Origin of the sequence: Pseudobutyrivibrio ruminis HUN009, assembly GCF_000703005.1 — a bacterium.
GTDB classification, from domain to species: domain Bacteria; phylum Bacillota; class Clostridia; order Lachnospirales; family Lachnospiraceae; genus Pseudobutyrivibrio; species Pseudobutyrivibrio ruminis_A.
This window is the reverse complement of the sequence record NZ_JNLH01000001.1, coordinates 2,554,420-2,575,530: the sequence shown is the minus strand read 5'-3', so window position 1 is coordinate 2,575,530 and position 21,111 is coordinate 2,554,420. Positions and strand designations below refer to the sequence as shown.

Sequence of the window (21,111 nt, the reverse complement as noted above, 5' to 3'; positions counted from 1 at the left end):
GATAGTTATCTTACCACCAGATTTGAAAAGATTTTTGAAAGTTTGTTGAAAATAGAAAAAGCCCCTTGCGGAGCTTTTATTATTGTTTGAACCAGAAGTTCTTGTACAGTTTTCTGTAGCCACCTGGATATATGACTATTAGTTTATTTCCTAGATTTGCAAACTCGCTAGGTTCTACAAGATATTCTCGTTTTTCTGTTTGAGTCACACTATTACCTGTTTGACTTAGATTTATTTGCGTATCATAACCAATTAACCTAGCCCAATATTCTTGTTCGTCAGGTTCAGCTGAGTCCAAAATAACCTTGAAACGGAAGTTTGACATCTGTGCTTTTCTATTTTTTTCTGAGTAGGTTAAATCCAAATCTACAAGCCCTTGCGTTAAACATAGTATTGAGACTTTTCTTTTACGATACTTACGCAATCCGGGCAACACGTCTATGATACCAAGGGATGCCATCTCATCAAGACATAGGAGGATTTGGTGGTCAGCCTTTAGTGAACGGGATTTGAAATAATCAAGACATTGTGCTGTTAGTATTTGTGTGAGAGGTGCTAAGTATTCAAGCTGCTCATCAGGTATTCGCACAAAGCAGTTTTTGTATTCAATTACTGACGGTTCAAATGCTATTTCTCCATCTTTAGGTCTTCTTATAGATTCTCTTACTTCTTTATCTGTTACAAACAGAGAAAGTTTTTTATCACATGCTTGCTTTGCGCTTGACGTAAAGCGCTCATCTACGCCTTCAAATGAATTAATCAATGTGATAGCAGTATGATTTCTAGTGCTATCTATATTATTGAGGAGATTTCTCCAACTACTTGATACGATTTCTTCACAAATTTCCACAAAATCCATGCCTTTAAAGTAAAAGGCGGTAAGGCTTGCTGTCAGCATTTTTCGACCTTCCTCATTGTAATATGCACCTGCTTCACTAGCATTTGGGTCATCCGGCATTATTAAGTGTGCAAGCAGTGCTAGAGCCTTTTCTTTTTCCTCGACTGTCTTTTGTATATCGATACACCCAAATATATTATAAGGTGTTCTAGTGCGTTCAGTTATTGTTCTGTCATCTGAATCTTTCAGTCTAACTGGTTCATAGATGATTCTATTACCTATGGTGCTATCTCTACTAATGTCACCGGATATATCAATGACTAAACATGTATTCTTCGGATTTTTTTTATTCCAGCTATTAATTGTGGGCACGAGTATCGAGCTAGTCTTGCCTAGTCCTGTTCCCCCAACGACAAGACAATGTCCCGACGCCTCACTAGGGGAATATAAGACCTTATTACTTTTCTTAGAACCTTTTGGCATTAATCCAAAGATTATTCCACTAGCCTCGTTTTTATCAGCTACTTTCAATTCCTTATACAAAGGATTTGAGCGTTTGTTTTGACCGGGTTTTCCTTGCTTTGATAAATATAGTTCACTATAAAGATATATTACCAACGCAATTACGATTAAGAGGGCTAATGACGGATTATCAATGGCATATTCATGTATATATTTTACAAAGTCTAACATTACCATCTACCTCCGATTGCTCTACCATATTCTCGTGTATACTCCCTACTAGGAGACAGTTGTTTGAGTTCTTTTACTGTTAGGGCTCTTCCATATGCGTTTCTTTTGGTTGCACCATTGAGTATTTTACAACGTAAACCGCATTCATCGTTAAGATATTTTTCAAGGTCTTGATGTAATGTCGAAAGTTGCTGTCTGTTAATTAAATCTCTACTATTGAATCTTAACTCGGTCTCCCCATTTTTCAGTGTTTTATTCATTACTGGTAAGAACGCAAAGTGCATATGTGGTGTTTTTTCGTCCAAATGAACATAACAAGATATGACTCCATTTTAAGGATTTTCAAAATCACCACAGAATCTTTTCATTAAGAAGTTGTATGAATTCCTAAAGAAGGCATCGTGATGCTTAGCATCTAAATTTTTTGGAACAGTCAATATTAATCCTGCCATTACTACAAGGTCTTTCCTTTTCAAATGAGGAATTTCTTCTAGTGCATCTCTTATGTATTGCATTTGAGTGCAATCTCTTTTGGGGGCAAGATTATAATTCAAATGTGTTCTTGAAGGGTCAATATTTTTATTACTATAGTTGTTGGCACTTCGTTCAAAGTGTCTAGTGATATGTCCGCAAGCGGTTATTTTATATTTGGCAATATGCATTTTTTATTTATTCCTTTCTTTATATTTTCAAAACCTTCATTTCAGCTCAATATAATTTTGCAAAGGTCGTAACATTAGCGTTTCGCAATGGTCAAAAATCATCCACTGGATAATTTTTTTCTTGCTCAATCTCAATGTTGCTTCCAATGCAAAATAATAAAGCTTCATTTGGTTTTACATGGTATACCAAAATTTTCGTAGAAAATTATTGGTATTCTCTCGCAAGCTTCGGTACCATGCGAGCCTTGCAAGCTCAACCGGCTGTCATCTGTTCGCATACGACCAGCTGCCATAGGAGCGACTGCGTCCTCCTACGTTCAGATATTTTATTTACTTTTGTAAATAAAATGATCTTCACTACCACAGCCACTAGTTCCTCGAATAATTTCTCAGAACTAGCAAAGGACGTTCCTTCCTTTACGTTCCACGCTTATTGTTGCGCGTGGAACTATTCCTCCCTTGAAGCGCTACAGCCATAAATAGCAGCAAACATATTCTCCTAGAGATGTTGCATAGCAAACAGAAAATCCGTAGTTATTTAGGTCTGTTACAGCTTCTTCCGTAAAAACCCCCGCTATTTGTATTGCCGAAAAATCGTTACTCTTTGAAAAATCCAATAATACATCTAGCATTGCTGAAAGGTTAGAATCGTATTTAAATCTTTTTTCATTAATTACGACCAAATGGTCTTTAGGCAGGAAATGTGCTTCAATTTCATTATTGCCCTCAGCTTTAATAACTGAAATTGAATATGGGTCAGCATTACCACCGCTTGGCACTATCCAACAGCCGTTGTAGTAATACAAGACCTCTGGTCTTTTTCGTGTACGTTTTACTTTAAACGTTTGGATTATTTCTTGTCTTTTCTTCAATATAATATCCTCCATAGATAATTATTGGTTTCGCGTAAAGCATTGACATCACCGGCACCTAAGTCGGTACATATTTAATATGGGAAATTTTTTTGAATAAAAAAAATAAGATGTTATTTAAGATATATTTTTATAGATGTTTATTTGGACTTTTTGACAATAAAAATGGCACAACAGAGTTAAATCTGTTGTGCCAAAGTTATTTTGTTTCCCTTTTATTTTTACATTAGTATTAATTCTTTCTGATAAGCGAAAGAGCGCCAATGATAAAGACAACTGCACCTGCTCCAAATGCTAGTACAACTGCTAATGGAATAGGGCAAGTTTGAGGTATTACCTCAGTTGTTATTAAATCGTCGCATACAGAACAATAAATTTTGCGTTCTCCCTCTGAAAATGAAGAAGCCATTTTAGTTACCTTTGCATCTGATTTTACGTGCTCTGCAAGAGGTAATTCATCTGAATATACGTCTCCACATGTACTGCAAGTATAAGTATCGTATCCATTATTGACACATGTAGAATCTACATGCTCAGATAACGCATATGAGTGCTCACCTGTAGCTGGAATAGCTTCAGTTTTTGTCTTACCTGTAAGTGAGTTCTTGTATGTAATAACACCATCCTTGGCACAAGTAGCCTCAGTTCTGCTAGACTCTACCCAAGCAGCCTCAATTTCTGCATCTGTATACTTAGGTGCAGATGAGGTCTTCTGATTTGTAGCAGAAGATGATGAAGATGATGAAGATGTACTTTGTGAAGCCTTTTCCTCAGCTTCATATTGTGCTGCTAGTTCTGAACAAGCAGCCTCATACGCTGCTGTTAGTTCATCATTAGAACGACCATCACCTTGAATATGAACAGCATAACCATCGAAGTATGCGCCATCCTCTTCAGCTCTAACCTCTGCAGTACCTAATGTAAGTCCTGCAACCATAACAAATGTAAATATAACAATGGATTTAATCAATCTCTTCATTGATTTTTCCTCCTTATTTCTTTCTTTTTAATTAAATTAGCGGTGTTCTATTTTTTGAGGGTTTTCGCGTTTCGCGAAAACCTAATACGTTACAAGTTAACAGTAATATCTCAAAACTGACGTATTATATAACATTATTAGGGATGTGTCAATATCAAGAAAAAGCACTGTCCTTTTTGTCGACAGTGCTTTTGATTAAACCTCTTTTTTGATGTTCCTTTTACTGATTCCCCCAGTTGGCAGCAAGGCTTTTTATTAGCCATGCTGTTTCTGCAGTATCACGAGGTGTCTCTGTATGCGTATCTTGCAGGATATTGCATATTAAACAAGTGATATCTAGTGTTTCAGGATATTGTACCACAACATCCCAGTGACAAATAATAGATGCTAGTAATGTTTCCACTTCAAAAGAATTATACATGTTTAATGTATCTTCAATTCTTTTAAATACACCACTAAGTGAAGGTTCTATCTCATCGGATTGGAGATGTAGCTGCATGCTTGTTATTGCTGATGCGAATTCAATTTTTTGATTTTCTGTTCTAAATGAACATTCTTTATTCACCGATAGTTTTCGGAGTAGTTCGACAGCTTCTAGTGCATAGTTAGGATATTGATTATTGAGACTAAATCTAGAGCTCGTTACGCCGAAGAACTGTCTCAGCGCTTCAATACTATTGATTTGGGAGCTATATAGCTTCCAGCAGATTTTCTCTGCGTCAACATCTTTTGGAAGTGTTACTTCTTTAAACAGTTTCAGCAGTGCCTCTCCAAATGTCTCTTGATTTAAAGATGCGGTAGCTATTATTACTCCTTCTACGAATAAACGGTCTTGTTCACTCAATTCTGTGAACATGTTTTTTAAATATTTATCAGTCATTTTCTGACCTCCTTTGTTTTTAATCTTCGACGTCGATATAGGTATACTATCATCCATAGAGTTGTATGTTAAGCCGGACATTGCTTTTTAAAATTATCACATCAAACCCTTGTAAATAAAGGATTTATGTTTTTAGAAACAGTGCCTAGGTAGCTGCTTTCTGGATTGATGCTTTAAGAGTTTCCTCTTGTCGTTTCAGCTTTTCGATTTGCTTTTGTAAAGTCGAGAGTCGGGTTTTATCATCTCTAGCTTTTTCTGCTGAGTTGTATGCTTCTCCTTCGACATAGTTGAGCCATACTTTTTCACGGGCATTAATTGTTCCTTTAAATACAATGTCTGGATTAACTATGTAAGCTCCATTAGCTTTCCTTATTAAGTCTGCTTGCATCATTTCTTTAAATGTCAAATTTACAGTTTGGATACTGACATTGACCTTTGAAGCAATTTGGTTTTGTGTATATATAAGCTGATTTTCTCGATTTAAATGATTTAATATCCAAAAAGCGACTTTCGTTTTCTGATTAAATATTCCTTCCATAGAGTCAGTTAATTGAGCAAGCCAAATTTTATGAAAATTGAAATCTCTGCGTTCTGTGGATTCTACTTTTAGTGAGACTAGTTCACCTGTATCCTTATTTATATATTCTTGTGTTCCAACCTGCTTATATTTAGTTTTGGTTCTTTTTCTTGCTATCATATTTATATTTCCTTTCCATGTATCATGTAGCTTAATTTTTGTTTATAGAAGCGCTTCAGTTTTAATATGGTTGGAAAATATAAAAAGTAAAAATAAAGCTCCATTTCCAATATTTTTTTTACGGAATCATTCTTAAACTTAACTGACTTTTATACTATATAGATAAGAGTACGAATGAGTGAAAAACACTCTAAATGTTGTATTTATAAGGTTGGTTGGGATTTAGAATATTATGAGATTTCATAATGTATTTTTGATATTGAAAAATATGAGATAGTAAATGTCGTTTTTTATGATATAATTGTGAACGTTGCCACCCCTAGACTAGGCATCAGAAAGGGGGTGCCTCATTGGAAATTCTTATTTCATTTCTAGTTTCCGTTATGGCAAGTATAACAGCCTATTATATTTGCAAATGGTTCGACGGCGACGATAATGGCAATGAGCCTAAGGTATAAGCCACCTTGACCAAAACGGCATAGAAAAAAGCTAGGAGTTGCCGCTCCTAGCTTTTTTTGCTTCATTGTTGAAACTCTTATCTCATTTCTTTGCCTATGTTCATTATATCAACTATTTCTAAATAGTCAACTGGGTGGATTTTCACTGTCAAAATCCTAATGACAAAAGATATTTTATATTTTTTCAAAATAAAATGCAATCGATTATTGAAGGGGCAACCAAAAGGACAACTAGCATTGCCGACATGCTTTTCTCCTTGATTTTATAGGCTTTTCTTATGTAGTTGCGCCTTCAAGTCCCGCCTTCCGCATATTTAGAAAGAGTAACCAATTGATTGGTTGCTCTTTTTTTTATTCTTCTCTAATACATATATAACCAATCAACTGGTTACTCTTTCTTTTCCACCTCACCCCGCCTTCCGCAAGCTGAAAAGAAAATTAAATAATTACAAGTCATATTTGGATTTTTGAGGATAATGTTGTATCCTTTTCTATAAAGAATACAATAAATCGCAATCTTACGGAGGGACATAAGTATGGAATGCATGAAATGTAAAGCGGAGATGTTGAAAGCAAAATTAAAAGGAGATGTAGTTGGTACTGGAGTATACGTAACAACTAAGAGAGAAGGACTATTTGCAACAGAAAAAAATAGTTCGGTTTCTTGCTATGTGTGTCCTAAATGTGGATACATTGAATTAGTTGCTGATAATCCTCAAAATCTTATTTTGTAATTACAACAAATTGATACAAAATCTGACTTATATGGAATTGATATTTCGACTGATATGTTAGAGCAGGGAAAAGAAATCAAGGCATTTATAGCATTATATTAAATAAATATCCTACATATTTGTTAAATATGTCCATTAATAATTAGGATATTAGTCTCGATATCAATACGTAAGAATTTTTACTAGGCTAGGGAAGCGCTTATTTCAACGGAATGAAGTTGAGATAGGTGCTTTTTTTAGTCATCAACAACCCGCTTGGACCTTTCTGGAAAGCGGAGCAGCTTTGACTGACAGATGAGCTGCAGAAAGGAGTTTTATGGCAGAATATTTAGCAGAAAGCAATTATCTATTTCAGAGTAGCATTTCAAGTAGTTATCTTTATTTTTCAAATTTTGCAAATAGAGATACAAGCTTCGAAAATGCTTTGAAAACAACGTCAGATGAACAATTGAATACCCAGGAACTAACAGATGGAGGAAAAAATAAGGGAAATAGCTACACTCGCATTGTATCTGCAACAGTGATGAATAGTGAGTTGCGAACAACTACAGGTGAAGGTGGCATTGCAGCATTTTCTTACCAGGGCGTGATGCAACAGTTTGAAATCAGAATAGATGTTAATGGTGATGATAGAAAGTACACAGCCATCGGTACAGATAAGGATGGAAAACCATTTGAAAAAGAGATAGATCCTTATAATGTTGACCCAACAGATGCAGATTTTACAGAATTTGCTGCTTTATGCTCATATATTCGTGAAACTGAGAATCTTGCTGATGAGACAATGAAGTTTGTGGGAGATTTTGAGGTAAATGATATTTTCGAGAGTATGGATTATCTTACTGTTTTCTCTAGTGAAATGGGAAAGTATGAAAAGGCTGGAATGGGAAATCTTTCCTTAGAAAACTTCATGCCACATATCAATAAGTTGATGGAAACACTTATGGGAGTAACCATGGAGAAGTTCAACGTAAGTCTTGATACTGTTGTGGAAGAACCAGCTGAGCTTCAGACAAAGGATTTGGGATTTGGATTTGTATTGTCACCAGGATCTGCCTTTGGAATGACCGCAACTCAGATTATTAATCCAGACTCAGATGATGTTATTGTTAGAGTGAAGATGTCGGAAGCAAGTGGAGGCGAGACTTTCGATGTAAATATCTCAGAAGTAGATCCAAGAAGTGCAACGGCGATTGAAATGTTTGCATATTGCCAGTACGCCGATTCTATTGGAAAAGGCATAGCAAAGAGTAATTTTCCAAGCTGGAACACGGTGAATAGATATATGGACCCAAGCGGAGTGTTTGAGTTTGATTCTGTTGAGCAGGTAGCTACGAAAAAATTCAATTGGGTTGAAGCAATTTCGGAATCGGATATCTCTTATAAGCGTGAATCAACAGGTGAAATACTTGGTTCAAAAGATATTTTGGAAATGCTCATTGAGAGCTATAAGAAAATCCATGAGAAGGACGATGAAGATGGCGATTGGCGTAAAATGACTGATGAGGAATGGGAAAAACTCTTGGCAAGAGTTGATGCTGATATTGATGATATGGTAGAACGCGTTAAAGAGGAAACTGAGGCGGCTAAGGAAGAACAAGCTAAAGCAGAATTAGAAAAAGAGGCAGAGCTGTTATAAATTGCAGGTGATTGCAGCAGTGACACTTAATGTGTCCTGCTGCTTTTTTGACTTTAAAAATACAAGTCATATTTGGAATATTGAGGATAATATAGTATGCTTTGTAGTAACCTATGCAACTCAAGCGTATTTTTTTGATTTTGGGATGTATGTTTGGTCATTTACTGAGATAGAATCAATTAATTCTAGTTTATAGGTACAACACATGATTAAGACAAAGCGTTTATTATTAAGACGAGTAAAGAAAGAGGATTGGAAAGCAATTCAGAGAATATGGGAAGATGAGGCCGTTTCGCCATATGCTCAGTATGATAATATAAAAGAACTTGATGATTTATCTGTTACCAATAGAATTGCAAGATGGGGGCGCGAAGCAGAATATTATAATCACATTTTCTTTGCAGTCTGTTTACAAGACGAAATTATTGGATACATTTCCTGTAATCGATGCGTTGATGCTTATGAAATAGGATATTGTTTTCATTCAAAATATCATGGACAGGGCTATGCAAAGGAAAGTGTTTTAGGTGTAATTGCTTATCTGCGCGATATTGGTGCTAGTAGATTAGTAGCGGGAACGGCAATAAAAAATATACCATCAATCAGATTATTAAACTCGGTAGGTTTTAAGCAGGTAGGAGCTGAGAAAGTATCTTTTTATAAAGATTCAGAGGGAAAAGATATTTATTTTGATGGTGGAATATTTGAATTGCAACTTGGATGATTATATGGATATGGATTATTGCTGCATCATTGCTATAGAGGGAAATCAGATAGAAATAACGATTTAGTAACTTCGAAGGTGGTGTGGCATAACTTTTAATGGCAAAAGAGAAAACCTACGTGTTATATTCAAAAAACGCATTTTGAACCGTAGAATTTGACTAGGTTCGAAAGAATTATGCTTAGTGCTCTTTGGGTATGTCCTCATATTTAGTGATTAGTCTAATAAAATTAATAATATTTCAATCATTTTAGCAAGATAATACACACTAGGGGTTGAAATTCATATTTTTCTACGGTTGAAATTATAGTTTTAGAATATCAACCGTAGGATTTGGATTTTTTGTTATAAATGGAGCTAGATTAGTAAGGAACGTTGAACGGTAGCCAGTAAAATAATCCCATTTTGTAAAAATTAAAAAAGGATATCCTTTTTTTGTATGTAATATGTATTTTAGAGGTGTCGTTTTATGCATAAAAAGGGGGACAAAATGGGCACAATTCGAGAGATGATTGAGCAGATGGAGAGGGAAACTCTTAGCCCTTATGCCACACTCAATGAAAATTCACGTGGCCGAGAAAAAGACGAGCCACAGTGTGATATCAGACCTCTGTTTCAGAGGGATAGAGATAGAATTCTTCACAGTAAGGCATTTCGCCGTTTGAAGAATAAGACACAGGTCTTTCTTACTCCTCAGGGTGATCATTACAGAACAAGATTATCTCATACTCTAGAAGTTTCACAGAATGCCAGAACTATTGCAAAGGCTTTACGTCTCAATGAGGATTTGGTAGAAGCTATTGCATTAGGGCATGATTTAGGACACACACCATTTGGACATGCTGGCGAAGCTCAGCTAAATGAAATGTGTTCTACTGGTTTTGTGCACTCAGAGCAGAGTGTGCGCATTGTTGAAAAGCTTGAAAAAGGCGGTCAGGGACTTAATCTTACCTGGGAAGTCAGGGATGGAATTCGCAATCACCAGACAAGCGGTCATCCAGCCACACCAGAAGGTCAAATCGTTCGCCTTTCAGACAAGATTGCATATGTAAACAGTGATATAGATGATGCCATTCGTGCGCACATCCTCACAGAAGAAAGTATTCCAATGGAGATTCGCAAGACTCTTGGTATGACTTCAGCAGTCAGATTGGATACTCTTATTCACGACGTTATTATAGAAAGCACTGACAGTCCTGTTATAAAGATGTCTCCTGAAATCGAGCAGGCTATGGCAGAGCTTCGTAAATTCATGTTTGCAAATGTTTACAAGGATTCTGTGGCAAAGACAGAAGAGGTTAAGGCAAAGCGAATGATTCGTGAGTTGTATATGTATTACACAGAGCATTTCGAAGAATTGCCTACTCGCTATCGTGCCATGGAGGATGAGGGCGAAAGCCAGGAAAGAATTATTTGCGATTACATCTCCGGAATGACCGATCAGTATTGCATTACAAAGTTTAATGAATACTTCATGCCAAAAGCATGGGTCGTTGATGGATTCTAATATTATATTTTAGGGAGAATACATGCCTTATTATTCAGATGAAATCGTCGAGGAAGTCAGAACCAGAACTGACATAGTCGATGTTATTTCTCAATATGTTAACCTTCAAAAAAAGGGCAGCCAGTATTTTGGACTTTGTCCCTTTCATAATGAAAAAACAGGCTCATTCTCGGTAAGCCCACAAAAGCAGATGTATTATTGCTTTGGATGTGGAGCCGGAGGAAATGTTTTCAGCTTCCTTATGAACTATGAAAACATGACTTTCAAAGAAGCTATCGAAGAACTTGCTCCTAAATGTGGTGTTACCCTTCCTCAGAGGGAAATGACCTACCAGGAGAGGCAAAGGGCCGACAGACGCAGTCGTTTATTTGAAATAAATAAAGAAGCTGCAGGCTATTACTATAAGATGCTTCGTTCTAAAGAAGGGGAGCAGGCAATGGCCTACTTCACCAAGAGAGAGCTTACAGCTGATACACTTCATAAATTCGGTTTGGGGTGCACCAGCAAATATTCTGATTCCTTATACAAATACCTTCGAGGTAAAGGATACGAGGATGAGATTTTAAAGGATTGTGGTCTTATAACCATCGATGAAAAACGCGGTGGTCACGATAAATTTTGGAATCGTGCCATGTTTCCTATTTTCGATGCCAATGGCAAGGTTGTTGCCTTTGGTGGACGAGTTATGGGGGATGGCGAGCCAAAATATCTTAACTCTCCTGAGACAGAGATATTCAATAAGTCTAAGACCTTGTTTGGCTTATACTTTGCCAGAAAAACAAGGCGTCAGCAGTTCATTCTATGCGAAGGCTATATGGACGTTATATCTTTGCATCAGGCAGGATTCGATAATGCAGTTGCCTCACTTGGTACGGCTCTTACAGAAGGCCATGCCGGCATGCTGAAGCGATATGTCAAAGACGTATATCTCAGCTATGATTCAGATGGGGCAGGTCAAAAGGCTGCACTTCGAGCAATCCCAATTCTCAAAAATGCAGGTATTTCATGTAGGGTCATCAATATGTCACCATACAAGGATCCTGATGAATTTATTAAAGCCTTAGGAGCAGAGGAATACGAAAAACGTATTCAGAATGCGGAAAATAGCTTTATGTATCAGGTGAGAATGCTTGAAAAGAATTACGATTTGACTGATCCTGAAAAAAAGTCCGACTTCCAAAAAGAAGTTGCAAGAATGATTGTTACAGAGTTTCCGACTCAGCTTGAAAGAGAGAACTACACTGAATCAGTGGCGGCTCGTTTCAACATACCTCGTGAAGCTCTTGGCAAATATATTATCGAGCTTGGACAATCTGGAATTACAGCAAAGAACCAGACACAAAACAGAGATTCCGAGCGCCGAAGTACTCCAAAGCCAAAGGACGACGGCATGAAAATGTCACAGCGTTTACTTCTTACCTGGCTTGTAGAAGATACAAGCATATATGGAAAGATACAGGAGTATGTAACACCTGACGATTTCGAAGAAGGTGTTTACAAACAGGTAGCAACAGAGGTATTCAAATATCTTGCCGACGGCAATGCTGTTGATACCGCTCGAATAGTTGATTTGTTTATGGAAGACGAGGATAGGCGAGTAGTTGCCGCTCTATTCAATACAACTGTTGGAGAACTTACAGACAATACGGATCTTAGCAAAGCATTAAAAGAAACTTTGCTTAGAATAAAAAAACATTCACTGGAGCTTGCACAGAAAAACGGTGCAGATTTAAAGAGCTTAGTGGAAGGAAAGAAGAAGCTACAACGACTTGAGCGTTTAGAATTCTCACTATAGAAAGGAATAAAAATGGCAAAAAAGAAAGTTGAAGAACTAATCGAAAACCAGGATTTAGAAGCAGCTGCAGATGCATTTTTAGCAGAAGCAGACGAGGCTGAATCAGAAGAGTCAGAGTCTGATGACAAAGATGTAAACTTTGCAGACTTAGAAGAGATTTCAGCAGAGGATCTTGAATTTAACGAGCATGATTTCGACAACATTGATGAGACAGCTGATGATGAGGACGTTGATGAGTTCCTTGCATCTGTAGGAGCAAAGACATCAGTTGATAGAGATGATGACGATGATGACGATGATGACCTAGATTCATTCGGAAGCGATGAATTAGATTCAAAGGTTACTGAGCTTGTAAAGATTGCAAAGTCTCAGAAGAGCATTATCGAGGATTATGAAATTTCAGAGTTCTTAAAGGACTATAAAATCGATGCAAAGCAGATGGAGCGTATCCTTACATACCTTGATAAGAGAGGTATTGATGTAAACTTCTCTTCAGGCCCATCTGATGCACTTCTTCTTGCTAGTGATGATGAGGATATTGAAGATATCGATATGTCAGTACCTGATTCAGTAAGCATCGAAGATCCAGTTCGTATGTACCTTAAGGAAATTGGTAAGGTACCACTTCTTTCAGCAGAGGAAGAGGTTGAACTTGCTCAGAGAATGGAGGACGGCGATCAGGAAGCAAAGAACAAGCTTGCTGAGGCAAACCTTCGTCTTGTTGTTTCTATTGCAAAGCGTTACGTAGGTCGTGGAATGCTTTTCCTTGATCTTATTCAGGAAGGTAACCTTGGTCTTATGAAGGCTGTTGAAAAGTTTGATTATCACAAGGGTTACAAGTTCTCTACATATGCTACATGGTGGATTAGACAGGCTATCACTCGTGCTATTGCAGATCAGGCTCGTACAATCCGTATCCCTGTACATATGGTTGAGACAATCAACAAACTCATCAGAGTTTCTAGACAGTTACTACAGGAGTATGGCCGCGAACCAACTCCAGAGGAAATTGCAGCAGCAATGGGCATCACAGTAGACAGAGTGCACGAAATCTTAAAGATTTCTCAGGAGCCAGTTTCACTTGAGACTCCTATCGGTGAGGAGGAAGATAGCCACCTTGGTGATTTCCTTCCAGATGAAAATGTTCCAGTGCCAGCAGAGGCTGCAACATTTACACTTTTAAAGGAACAGCTTCACGAGGTTCTTGAGACACTTACAGAGCGTGAGCAGCGCGTTCTTATCCTTAGATTCGGTCTTGAGGATGGAAAGGCACGCACACTTGAAGAAGTAGGTAAGGAATTCAATGTTACTCGTGAGCGTATCAGACAGATTGAGGCAAAGGCTCTTAGAAAGCTTCGTCACCCAAGCCGAAGCAGAAAGCTTAAGGATTACCTTGATCAGTAAAATCATGATTTAATTACAAGGTTTATACATAAATAAATGATAAAATTATCTCCAAGATTACAAATTATATATGACATGGTGCCTAAGTGTGACACCATTGCCGATGTTGGCTGTGACCATGGCTATCTTACAATTTCTCTTTTAGAAAATAAAATGGCTAATAAAGCCATAGCAATGGACGTAAATAAAGGTCCGCTTGAATCAGCAAAGGTTAATGTTGAACGGGCTAATCTTTCAGACCAGGTCACATTCAGATTATCAGATGGATTGGCCAAGCTTGATGAGTCTGAGGCAGATGTCATATGTATTTGTGGTATGGGTGGTGCCTTAATCAAGAGGATTTTAGATGCAAGGCTTATGGTTGCAAAGAGTGCAAAGACACTTATTTTGGAACCTCAGTCAGAATACAGAGCTCTTCGTGAGTATCTTGTGGAAAATGGTTTTCAATTTCTTGATGAAAGCTTATGTACTGAAGAAGGCAAGATTTATCCTATAATGAAAGTTTCGTTTTCTGGCCAACGCACCGAGCTTTCGGATGCTGAGCTTGAATATGGTCCAATCATTATTGAAAAATCTCCAGATTTATTGCAGGTGCTTTTAGAAAAGAATAAAAGAGAATATACATCAATCCTCAATAAGCTTGAATCACTTCAAGCATCAGAAGTCACTGACCCAATACAACATAGAAAAGCGATACTGTTGAATGAGCTTGAGCTAATACAGCAAGTGGAGCTGAAACGGAGGAAGAGTCATGGCTAAAGTAATTATTAACGGTAAGGAAGAGATTTACGAAGACGGTACAAAGTTATTAGACATTGCAGAAGCTCATCAGGCTGATTATAAGGATGATATTGTCCTTGCAAAGTACAAAGGCAGCCTTACCGAGCTACACACGGTTGTAACAGGTGTTGCAGAGCTAGAATTCCTAACTACAGCTGACAAAGACGGTCGTAGAGCATACCGTAGAAGTGTAGTATTTTTACTTCAGCGCGCTCTTATGGATGTATATCCATTGCCAGCAAATCCATACCTTAGGGTAGAGCATTCCTTGGGTCAAGGGGATTTCTGCACTATTGATGGAGTTGGTGAAATCACAGAGGAAAAGCTTGAGGAGCTTAAAAAAGTAATGCTTGATTTAGTTAAGCAGGATATTCCTCTTAAGAAGTATTCAATTAAAACCAGCCAGGCAAAGGAATTGTTCAATAGCTTCAATATGAAAGATAAGGAGCGGTTGCTTAAATATCGTACAAGTTCAAATATAAATGTGTACGATTTGGATGGATGTATTGATTATTTCTACGGATACATGGTACCATCTACCAAGTATCTTCAGTATTTTGATTTGATGAAATTTGAACATGGCTTTATGTTGTTATTCCCTAATGCAAATAAGCTTAAGGGAGACTCAAGGGTAGTTGCAGAGTTTACCAGTCCAATGAAGCTATTTTCAGTTCAGCAGGCAGCATCTGAATTTGGACGAACAATGGGAGTTCCTACTGTTGGTGCATTAAATGATGCTATAGCAAGTGGCAGAATAAAAGACATTGTCTTATCTCAAGAGGCAATTATGGAGCGTAATATTGGCGAGCTTGCTCGTACAATTGCTTCAAACAAGGATGTTAAGTTTGTTATGATGGCTGGCCCTTCATCATCAGGAAAGACCACATTTTCACACAAGCTTTCTGCACAGCTTAGAGCTTTAGGTTGCGTGCCTCATCCAGTACCACTTGATGATTTTTATTTAAACCGTGATCAAATGCCTATAGATGAATATGGAGAAAAGGACTTTGAGTCAATAGAAGGCCTTGATATTCCATATTTTAACGAGTGCATGGTTAAGCTTTTAAAAGGCGAAAGAGTTCTTCTTCCAAATTTTAATTTCAAAATTGGAAAAAGAGAGTATAATGACCACTATATGCAGTTAGGAAAAAATGATATACTTGTTATCGAAGGAATTCATGGACTTAACGATCGAATGAGTTCATCACTTCCTGCTGAAAGCAAATATAAGATTTATCTTTCTGCATTGACACAGCTTTCAATTGATGAACACAATCCACTTTCAACTGCTGACGGCAGATTGATTCGTAGAATTGTACGAGATTCAAGAACGAGAGCTACATCTGCGGCAGAGACCATAGCAATGTGGGATTCTGTTAGAAGAGGAGAGGAAAAATACATTTTCCCATTCCAGGAGCAGGCAGATCATGTTTTCAACACAGCTTTAATATACGAGATGGCAGTGCTTAAGCTATATGTTGATCCTCAACTATATGCAATTCCATCTGATCATCCAATGTATCCAGAGGCAAAGCGTCTCATAAAGCTTTTAGATTACTTCCTTCCAATGGCACCAGATGTTATTCCAAACAATTCTCTGGTTCGCGAGTTTATTGGAGGAAGCTGTATTCTTTAATAATGTTTATAAAGGGCTAGATGAGTAGTCGCTGTTCTATTGTAATGATAGGAGAGAGGAAAGTCCGGGCTTCACAGGGCAAGGGTGCCAGCTAACGGCTGGTGGAGGCAACTCCAAGGATAGTGCAACAGAAATAAACCGCCCATTTTATTGTGGGTAAGGGTGGAAAGGCGGTGTAAGAGACCACCGTTTCGTTGGTAACAACGAAAGCCATGTAAACCCCATCCGAAGCAAGTTCTAAAAAGTGCGTACGCGGCCCGCCAGCACTAGGTTGAACGCTTGAGATTATTGGCGACAGTAATCCTAGATAGATGACTACTTTAAAAGACATAACCCGGCTCACAGTCTAACCCTTTTCTTTTTTCTTTTAATTTGTCAGAATGTTGTCATTTTTTACAAATTCCATCTTACAATTTTAAATATTCGTGGGAATAATTCACGAATGTGAATTTTTTGTGTCTAGACAAGGCAAATCGTGCTATAATAGACCTATCGAAACTATATCTTAGGGGAATAGGAGTTATGGAGGTACTTGTTGTAATGGTTTAGAAGGATGGTGTAAAATGGAATATCAGGTAGGCGATTATTTAGTTCATGAGGGCAGTGGTGTTTGTCAGATTGAAGATATTGATGACATGGAGCTTATGGGCAAAGGTTCTCGCAAAACTTATTACTGCATGTCGCCTGTATTTAAGGCAGGGGCAAAGGTATTTACTCCAATTAGTGGCTCATCAGTTAGGTTACGTCCAGTAGCAAAGCAGGAGACTTTTACTAGAATTCTTGAAAACATTGACAACATTGAGTGCATTGAGGAGCCAAACGAAAGAGCTCTTCAGGAAAAATTTAAAGAGGTAATGGGTGAGTTTACACCTGAGTCATTGGCCCAGGTAGTAAAGACAGTACTTATCAGAAAGTGGCAGAGAATTGCTGCTGGCAAAAAGGTAATGGCCCTTGATGAAAAGACACTTTCAGTCGCAGGTCGCAAGCTTTACGAGGAAATGGCTTTTTCTATGGGAAAGGATATTACATTTGCACAGAATCTTTTTGAGGAAGCTGTTAAAACACATACCGCAAATACTGTTTTAATAGGTGCATAATTTATGATAGCTTACAAAGCAATTACAGAACATATTAAAAATAATAATGGTCTTGTTACAGCTCTTAATGTGCTGGACAAGGCCATTACTTATATTACAGTCTTGCTGTACGCAGGATATCTTGTTTACGGGGCGTTCTTTGACCCTTCAGGAGACTATAATCTTTTGTATAGAAGCATTTTAATTCCTGGGGTTTCTTTTATAATCGTTTCTCTTTTTAGAAAAATCATTAGTGCTCCAAGACCATATGAAGTATATGATTTTGTTCCAGCGTTGAATAAAGATACAAATGGAAAAAGCTTTCCAAGCCGACACGTATTTTCTATTTTCATGGTAGCTTTTACAATCATGCAGTCATCTGTGGCATTAGCAGTGTTTGTGATAATCCTTGGATTAGCACTTGCCGTAATAAGAGTTATTGGCGGTGTGCATTTTATCAAGGATGTAATCGCAGGCTTTGCCGTAGCCCTTATAATTGCAGTTATTTGTTATGGTATTTTATGTGGCGTTTTTGGCCTCATTATGCTACCATTTTAAGTAGGATTATATTGTAGGAGCAATTATATTATATGAAAAAGAGTGCAAAGAAAGCCTTAGCTGTGCTATTTAGCGTTCTTGGCACAGTCCTCGGCTTATATATTGGAGGCTATTGGCTATTTGTTCGGCCAGTTTATTGGCTAGTTACAGGTTTTACTGGTGGTACCCTTACAGCCGGCAATTTAATAATAAACGTTATCAAGATATTTATTGCATCCACCATTGGAGGAGGTATTTGGTGTGTATGCGATATTATTGCAGGGCATTTTAGGGACGATCCTAGAGATGATTGATTTTTGGGGATTATTGCAGCACTAGCTGTTGATAATAAATCATGAAACTTAAATGATTGGGGGTAAAATGTAATGACTGGAAACGTAATTGTGGGACAATCAGGCGGACCGACCGCCGCAATCAACTCTTCTTTAGCAGGAGTGTTCAGAACAGCAAAAGACCGTGGTGCTGGCAAGGTATACGGTATGCTCCACGGAATCAAAGGCTTGATGGAAGAGGATTATATTGATCTTTCTGATTTCATCAAAAATGATTTGGATGTTGAGCTTTTAAAGCGAACTCCAGCAGCGTATCTTGGTTCATGTCGCTTCAAACTTCCTGAAATTCACAAAGACATGGCAACCTATGAAAAAATATTTTCAATTCTTAACAAGCTCGAAATTGAGGCGTTAATCTACATTGGTGGTAACGATTCTATGGATACCATCAAGAAGCTCTCTGATTACGCCATTCTTACAGGTTCCGAAATTAGATTTATAGGATGTCCTAAGACTATCGATAATGATTTAGCACTTACTGACCACACACCTGGATTTGGTAGTGCTGCTAAATATATTGGTACATCAGTTAAAGAGATTATCCGCGATGGCCACTGCCTCGAATATGACAAAGGCCTTGTAACAATTGTGGAAATCATGGGACGTAATGCTGGTTGGCTTACAGGTGCATCTATCCTTGCAAAAGGAGAGGATTGTGAGGGACCAGATTTAATCTATTTACCAGAAGTTGCTTTTGATCTTAGTAAATTTAAGGAAAGAGTTGTAAAGCTTCTTAAAACACAGAAATCAGTAGTTGTATGTATATCTGAAGGTATTCATACAAAAGAAGGTAAATATGTATGTGAGCTAGGTGATAATGTTGAATTCGTAGATGCATTCAATCACAAACAGCTTACAGGAACAGCTGCTTATCTATGTAACTACATTGGAAGAGAGCTTGGCTGTAAGACAAGAGCTATTGAGCTTTCTACACTTCAGAGAGCTGGCTCACATTTAGCTTCACGTGTTGATATTCTTGAAGCATATCAGGTTGGTGGTGCTGCCGTCCTTGCTGCAGATGAGGGAGATACAGGCAAGATGGTTACACTTACTCGCCATTCAGATGATCCTTATCAGTGTGGTACAGAGGTTAAGGATGTTCACAAGATTGCTAATGACGAAAAGCTTGTACCTAGAAATTGGATTACTCATGATGGTACATATGTAACAGAAGCCTTTATTACATATGTTAGACCACTGATACAAGGGGATGTATCGCCTATCATGGTAGATGGTATTCCAAGACACATTTACAGACCAGTTAAAAAATAGTTAATGAGGGGTATGGAGGAGAAAAATGCAGGTATTTCATGGAACAATAATCACTTGTGATGAAAACAATACAATTGCTAATTACTTGGTTGAAAGGGAAGGGCGTATTGCTTATATTGGCAACACATTACCAACTCAGTATGAGGTGGTTCCTCCTATCGAGTTAGGCAAAAATGTTGCTTTGCCTGCATTTGTAGATACCCATACACATTATTCTGGCTTTTCTGTATTACATAAGATGTTTCCAATAAATGATACTGATTCCAATGCAAAGATATTGGAACAGTTGGAAAAATATGCAAAAGAATCAAGAGAGAGTATAATCGTAGGCTTTGGTGCAACAGAGTTTTCTGTTTCAGAAGGATATTTAATTCTTAGAGAACAGATGGATAAGGCTTGTCCTGAAAAGGCCGCATTTATCATAAAACATGATGCCCATTCAGGTGTTGCTAATAGTCTTTTTATTGAGGCTGTTAAGTCTAAGGCGGAAAATCTTAGAGGATTCAATCCTGTTACAGGAGAATTGAAACAGGAAGCTTTTGCTGCCGCCTGCGAATTTATAACTCATGGCTTATCTACCAAGAAAGTCATTGATTCAATGATGGAAACATCAGATTTCCTGGCAAGTAGAGGAGTCGGATTGATTTGCTCAGCTAGTGGTTTAGGTTTTATTCGAGATTATGATTTTGATATGGAGCGTTCGGTAGCGAAAGGACTTGATAATGGAATGCAACTGAGAGTTGCATATCAGTGCTCTAATGTGGATAAGATTACCAAAAAAGATATGAATCGTGTAGTATTTGCAGATTTGGATGGTACTTTTGCCAACTTAGATGCAGCTTTAATAGATGATTATGCTACTGTAAAAAACAAAGGTGTCTCATATTATGATGATATCGATGTTCAAAAGTTCTGTATTAATGCCAACAGGGCGGGCTATCAAATAGCTTTACATGCTGTTGGGGATGCAGCCTTTGAACAGGCGGTAAATGCAATTGCATTAGCCCTTGAGGATTATCCTAGATACGATCATAGACATATCATTTTACACGGTTCACTTCCTACAGAGCGTGCTTTAAAGACCTGCAAGAGATACAATATTATGATTTCCGCTAGGCCTTCTATGCTGTCACATATTTCTGGTGTAGATGATTTTGTTAAAGCGATGTTGTCAGATGATAGATTTGAAAGAATTAATCCACTTAAAACTATCAATGATATGGGAATAAAGGTGTGCTTTAATTCAGATGCTCCTGCCTCTGACCCAAATCCAATTATGTGGATTCACGATGCTTGTAACAACAGAAATCCAGAAGAGTCTGTGTCTGTTTTTGATGCCCTTAGAATGGCTACATATAATGGAGCCTACTCATTATTTGATGAGAAGGAGAGAGGAACGTTGGAGATGGGCAAAAGCTGTGATATAGTTATTCTTGATTCAAATCCATACGAGGTTCCAGTGGAAGAATTAAAGAATATTAATGTTGCAGAATTATATTTGAAGGGAAAGCCTTACCAGAGGTCTAGAATGGGCTCTATGGCAACTATGCTACGAGGTATGTTCCCTCAATAATC

The 21,111-nt window shown here is 37.7% G+C and carries 18 protein-coding genes, 1 other RNA gene and 1 pseudogene; 14 read left to right on the top strand and 6 right to left on the bottom strand.

Going from position 1 to position 21,111, the window contains the following annotated elements:
- Positions 1 to 79: 79 nt before the first annotated feature.
- From BO15_RS0111645 to BO15_RS0111615, 6 genes and pseudogenes are all read right to left on the bottom strand, one after another.
- The gene (locus tag BO15_RS0111645) at positions 80 to 1,531 is read right to left on the bottom strand and encodes a type IV secretory system conjugative DNA transfer family protein (RefSeq protein WP_033154463.1); all 1,452 of its coding nucleotides are present in this window, start codon (positions 1,529 to 1,531) and stop codon (positions 80 to 82) included.
- Positions 1,531 to 2,193, bottom strand: a pseudogene (gene mobV, locus BO15_RS13845) (MobV family relaxase). Before mobV ends, BO15_RS0111645 begins: the two are co-directional and overlap by 1 nt.
- A gap of 467 nt (positions 2,194 to 2,660) precedes the next feature.
- Positions 2,661 to 3,065, bottom strand: a complete 405-nt coding sequence (locus BO15_RS0111630) for a hypothetical protein (RefSeq protein WP_033154460.1) — start codon at positions 3,063 to 3,065, stop codon at positions 2,661 to 2,663.
- Between the two features lie 232 nt (positions 3,066 to 3,297).
- Positions 3,298 to 4,044: a hypothetical protein gene (locus tag BO15_RS0111625; protein ID WP_033154459.1), complete on the bottom strand. Its 747-nt coding sequence runs from the start codon at positions 4,042 to 4,044 to the stop codon at positions 3,298 to 3,300.
- A 220-nt stretch (positions 4,045 to 4,264) separates the two neighbouring features.
- A complete protein-coding gene (locus tag BO15_RS0111620; RefSeq protein ID WP_033154458.1) occupies positions 4,265 to 4,924 on the bottom strand; it encodes a hypothetical protein in 660 nt (219 codons plus the stop codon).
- A 145-nt stretch (positions 4,925 to 5,069) separates the two neighbouring features.
- Positions 5,070 to 5,621: a replication/maintenance protein RepL gene (locus BO15_RS0111615; RefSeq protein WP_033154457.1), complete on the bottom strand. Its 552-nt coding sequence runs from the start codon at positions 5,619 to 5,621 to the stop codon at positions 5,070 to 5,072.
- Between the two features lie 994 nt (positions 5,622 to 6,615).
- On the opposite strand from BO15_RS0111615, the gene BO15_RS0111610 reads away from it, so the two are divergent.
- The 14 genes from BO15_RS0111610 to BO15_RS0111550 all read left to right on the top strand — a co-directional run bounded on the left by BO15_RS0111610 (position 6,616) and on the right by BO15_RS0111550 (position 21,109).
- The gene (locus BO15_RS0111610) at positions 6,616 to 6,813 is read left to right on the top strand and encodes a hypothetical protein (RefSeq protein WP_033154456.1); all 198 of its coding nucleotides are present in this window, start codon (positions 6,616 to 6,618) and stop codon (positions 6,811 to 6,813) included.
- 316 nt (positions 6,814 to 7,129) lie between these two features.
- Positions 7,130 to 8,452, top strand: coding sequence for a hypothetical protein (locus tag BO15_RS0111605; RefSeq protein WP_033154455.1), 1,323 nt, complete (start codon positions 7,130 to 7,132; stop codon positions 8,450 to 8,452).
- Between the two features lie 205 nt (positions 8,453 to 8,657).
- Positions 8,658 to 9,176 (top strand): GNAT family N-acetyltransferase, encoded by a 519-nt coding sequence (locus BO15_RS0111600; RefSeq protein WP_052169910.1) that lies wholly within the window; start codon positions 8,658 to 8,660, stop codon positions 9,174 to 9,176.
- Positions 9,177 to 9,666: 490 nt separating this feature from the next.
- Positions 9,667 to 10,683 (top strand): deoxyguanosinetriphosphate triphosphohydrolase, encoded by a 1,017-nt coding sequence (locus tag BO15_RS0111595; RefSeq protein WP_033154454.1) that lies wholly within the window; start codon positions 9,667 to 9,669, stop codon positions 10,681 to 10,683.
- A 22-nt stretch (positions 10,684 to 10,705) separates the two neighbouring features.
- Entirely contained in the window at positions 10,706 to 12,478 is a 1,773-nt protein-coding gene (gene dnaG, locus BO15_RS0111590; RefSeq protein ID WP_033154453.1) for a DNA primase, read from the top strand.
- Between the two features lie 12 nt (positions 12,479 to 12,490).
- Positions 12,491 to 13,882: an RNA polymerase sigma factor RpoD gene (gene rpoD / locus BO15_RS0111585; RefSeq protein WP_167541229.1), complete on the top strand. Its 1,392-nt coding sequence runs from the start codon at positions 12,491 to 12,493 to the stop codon at positions 13,880 to 13,882.
- Positions 13,883 to 13,918: 36 nt separating this feature from the next.
- The gene (locus BO15_RS0111580; RefSeq protein WP_052169909.1) at positions 13,919 to 14,641 is read left to right on the top strand and encodes a tRNA (adenine(22)-N(1))-methyltransferase; all 723 of its coding nucleotides are present in this window, start codon (positions 13,919 to 13,921) and stop codon (positions 14,639 to 14,641) included.
- On the top strand, positions 14,634 to 16,298 hold the full coding sequence (locus BO15_RS0111575; protein WP_033154452.1) for a nucleoside kinase: 1,665 nt from the start codon (positions 14,634 to 14,636) through the stop codon (positions 16,296 to 16,298). The genes BO15_RS0111580 and BO15_RS0111575 overlap by 8 nt, the downstream gene beginning before the upstream one ends.
- A 12-nt stretch (positions 16,299 to 16,310) precedes the next feature.
- Positions 16,311 to 16,656: RNase P RNA component class A (gene rnpB, locus BO15_RS13355), an RNA gene on the top strand.
- Positions 16,657 to 16,861: 205 nt separating this feature from the next.
- Entirely contained in the window at positions 16,862 to 17,395 is a 534-nt protein-coding gene (locus tag BO15_RS0111570) for a CarD family transcriptional regulator (RefSeq protein WP_033154451.1), read from the top strand.
- 3 nt (positions 17,396 to 17,398) lie between these two features.
- Positions 17,399 to 17,932 (top strand): phosphatase PAP2 family protein, encoded by a 534-nt coding sequence (locus BO15_RS0111565; protein WP_033154450.1) that lies wholly within the window; start codon positions 17,399 to 17,401, stop codon positions 17,930 to 17,932.
- Positions 17,933 to 17,964: 32 nt separating this feature from the next.
- A complete protein-coding gene (locus BO15_RS0111560; protein ID WP_033154449.1) occupies positions 17,965 to 18,225 on the top strand; it encodes a hypothetical protein in 261 nt (86 codons plus the stop codon).
- Positions 18,226 to 18,297: 72 nt separating this feature from the next.
- The gene (locus tag BO15_RS0111555; RefSeq protein WP_033154448.1) at positions 18,298 to 19,536 is read left to right on the top strand and encodes a 6-phosphofructokinase; all 1,239 of its coding nucleotides are present in this window, start codon (positions 18,298 to 18,300) and stop codon (positions 19,534 to 19,536) included.
- A 25-nt stretch (positions 19,537 to 19,561) separates the two neighbouring features.
- The gene (locus tag BO15_RS0111550) at positions 19,562 to 21,109 is read left to right on the top strand and encodes an amidohydrolase (protein WP_033154447.1); all 1,548 of its coding nucleotides are present in this window, start codon (positions 19,562 to 19,564) and stop codon (positions 21,107 to 21,109) included.
- Positions 21,110 to 21,111: the final 2 nt, after the last annotated feature.

Excerpts from the sequence above, each read along its gene's own strand:
- BO15_RS0111645 (WP_033154463.1), bottom strand. The coding sequence starts at position 1,531 with ATGTTAGACTTTGTAAAATATATACATGAATATGCCATTGATAATCCG.
- BO15_RS0111625 (WP_033154459.1), bottom strand. The coding sequence starts at position 4,044 with ATGAAGAGATTGATTAAATCCATTGTTATATTTACATTTGTTATGGTT.
- BO15_RS0111620 (WP_033154458.1), bottom strand. The coding sequence starts at position 4,924 with ATGACTGATAAATATTTAAAAAACATGTTCACAGAATTGAGTGAACAA.
- BO15_RS0111615 (WP_033154457.1), bottom strand. The coding sequence starts at position 5,621 with ATGATAGCAAGAAAAAGAACCAAAACTAAATATAAGCAGGTTGGAACA.
- BO15_RS0111610 (WP_033154456.1), top strand. The coding sequence starts at position 6,616 with ATGGAATGCATGAAATGTAAAGCGGAGATGTTGAAAGCAAAATTAAAA.
- BO15_RS0111605 (WP_033154455.1), top strand. The coding sequence starts at position 7,130 with ATGGCAGAATATTTAGCAGAAAGCAATTATCTATTTCAGAGTAGCATT.
- BO15_RS0111600 (WP_052169910.1), top strand. The coding sequence starts at position 8,658 with ATGATTAAGACAAAGCGTTTATTATTAAGACGAGTAAAGAAAGAGGAT.
- BO15_RS0111595 (WP_033154454.1), top strand. The coding sequence starts at position 9,667 with ATGGGCACAATTCGAGAGATGATTGAGCAGATGGAGAGGGAAACTCTT.
- dnaG (WP_033154453.1), top strand. The coding sequence starts at position 10,706 with ATGCCTTATTATTCAGATGAAATCGTCGAGGAAGTCAGAACCAGAACT.
- rpoD (WP_167541229.1), top strand. The coding sequence starts at position 12,491 with ATGGCAAAAAAGAAAGTTGAAGAACTAATCGAAAACCAGGATTTAGAA.
- BO15_RS0111580 (WP_052169909.1), top strand. The coding sequence starts at position 13,919 with ATGATAAAATTATCTCCAAGATTACAAATTATATATGACATGGTGCCT.
- BO15_RS0111575 (WP_033154452.1), top strand. The coding sequence starts at position 14,634 with ATGGCTAAAGTAATTATTAACGGTAAGGAAGAGATTTACGAAGACGGT.
- BO15_RS0111570 (WP_033154451.1), top strand. The coding sequence starts at position 16,862 with ATGGAATATCAGGTAGGCGATTATTTAGTTCATGAGGGCAGTGGTGTT.
- BO15_RS0111565 (WP_033154450.1), top strand. The coding sequence starts at position 17,399 with ATGATAGCTTACAAAGCAATTACAGAACATATTAAAAATAATAATGGT.
- BO15_RS0111560 (WP_033154449.1), top strand. The coding sequence starts at position 17,965 with ATGAAAAAGAGTGCAAAGAAAGCCTTAGCTGTGCTATTTAGCGTTCTT.
- BO15_RS0111555 (WP_033154448.1), top strand. The coding sequence starts at position 18,298 with ATGACTGGAAACGTAATTGTGGGACAATCAGGCGGACCGACCGCCGCA.
- BO15_RS0111550 (WP_033154447.1), top strand. The coding sequence starts at position 19,562 with ATGCAGGTATTTCATGGAACAATAATCACTTGTGATGAAAACAATACA.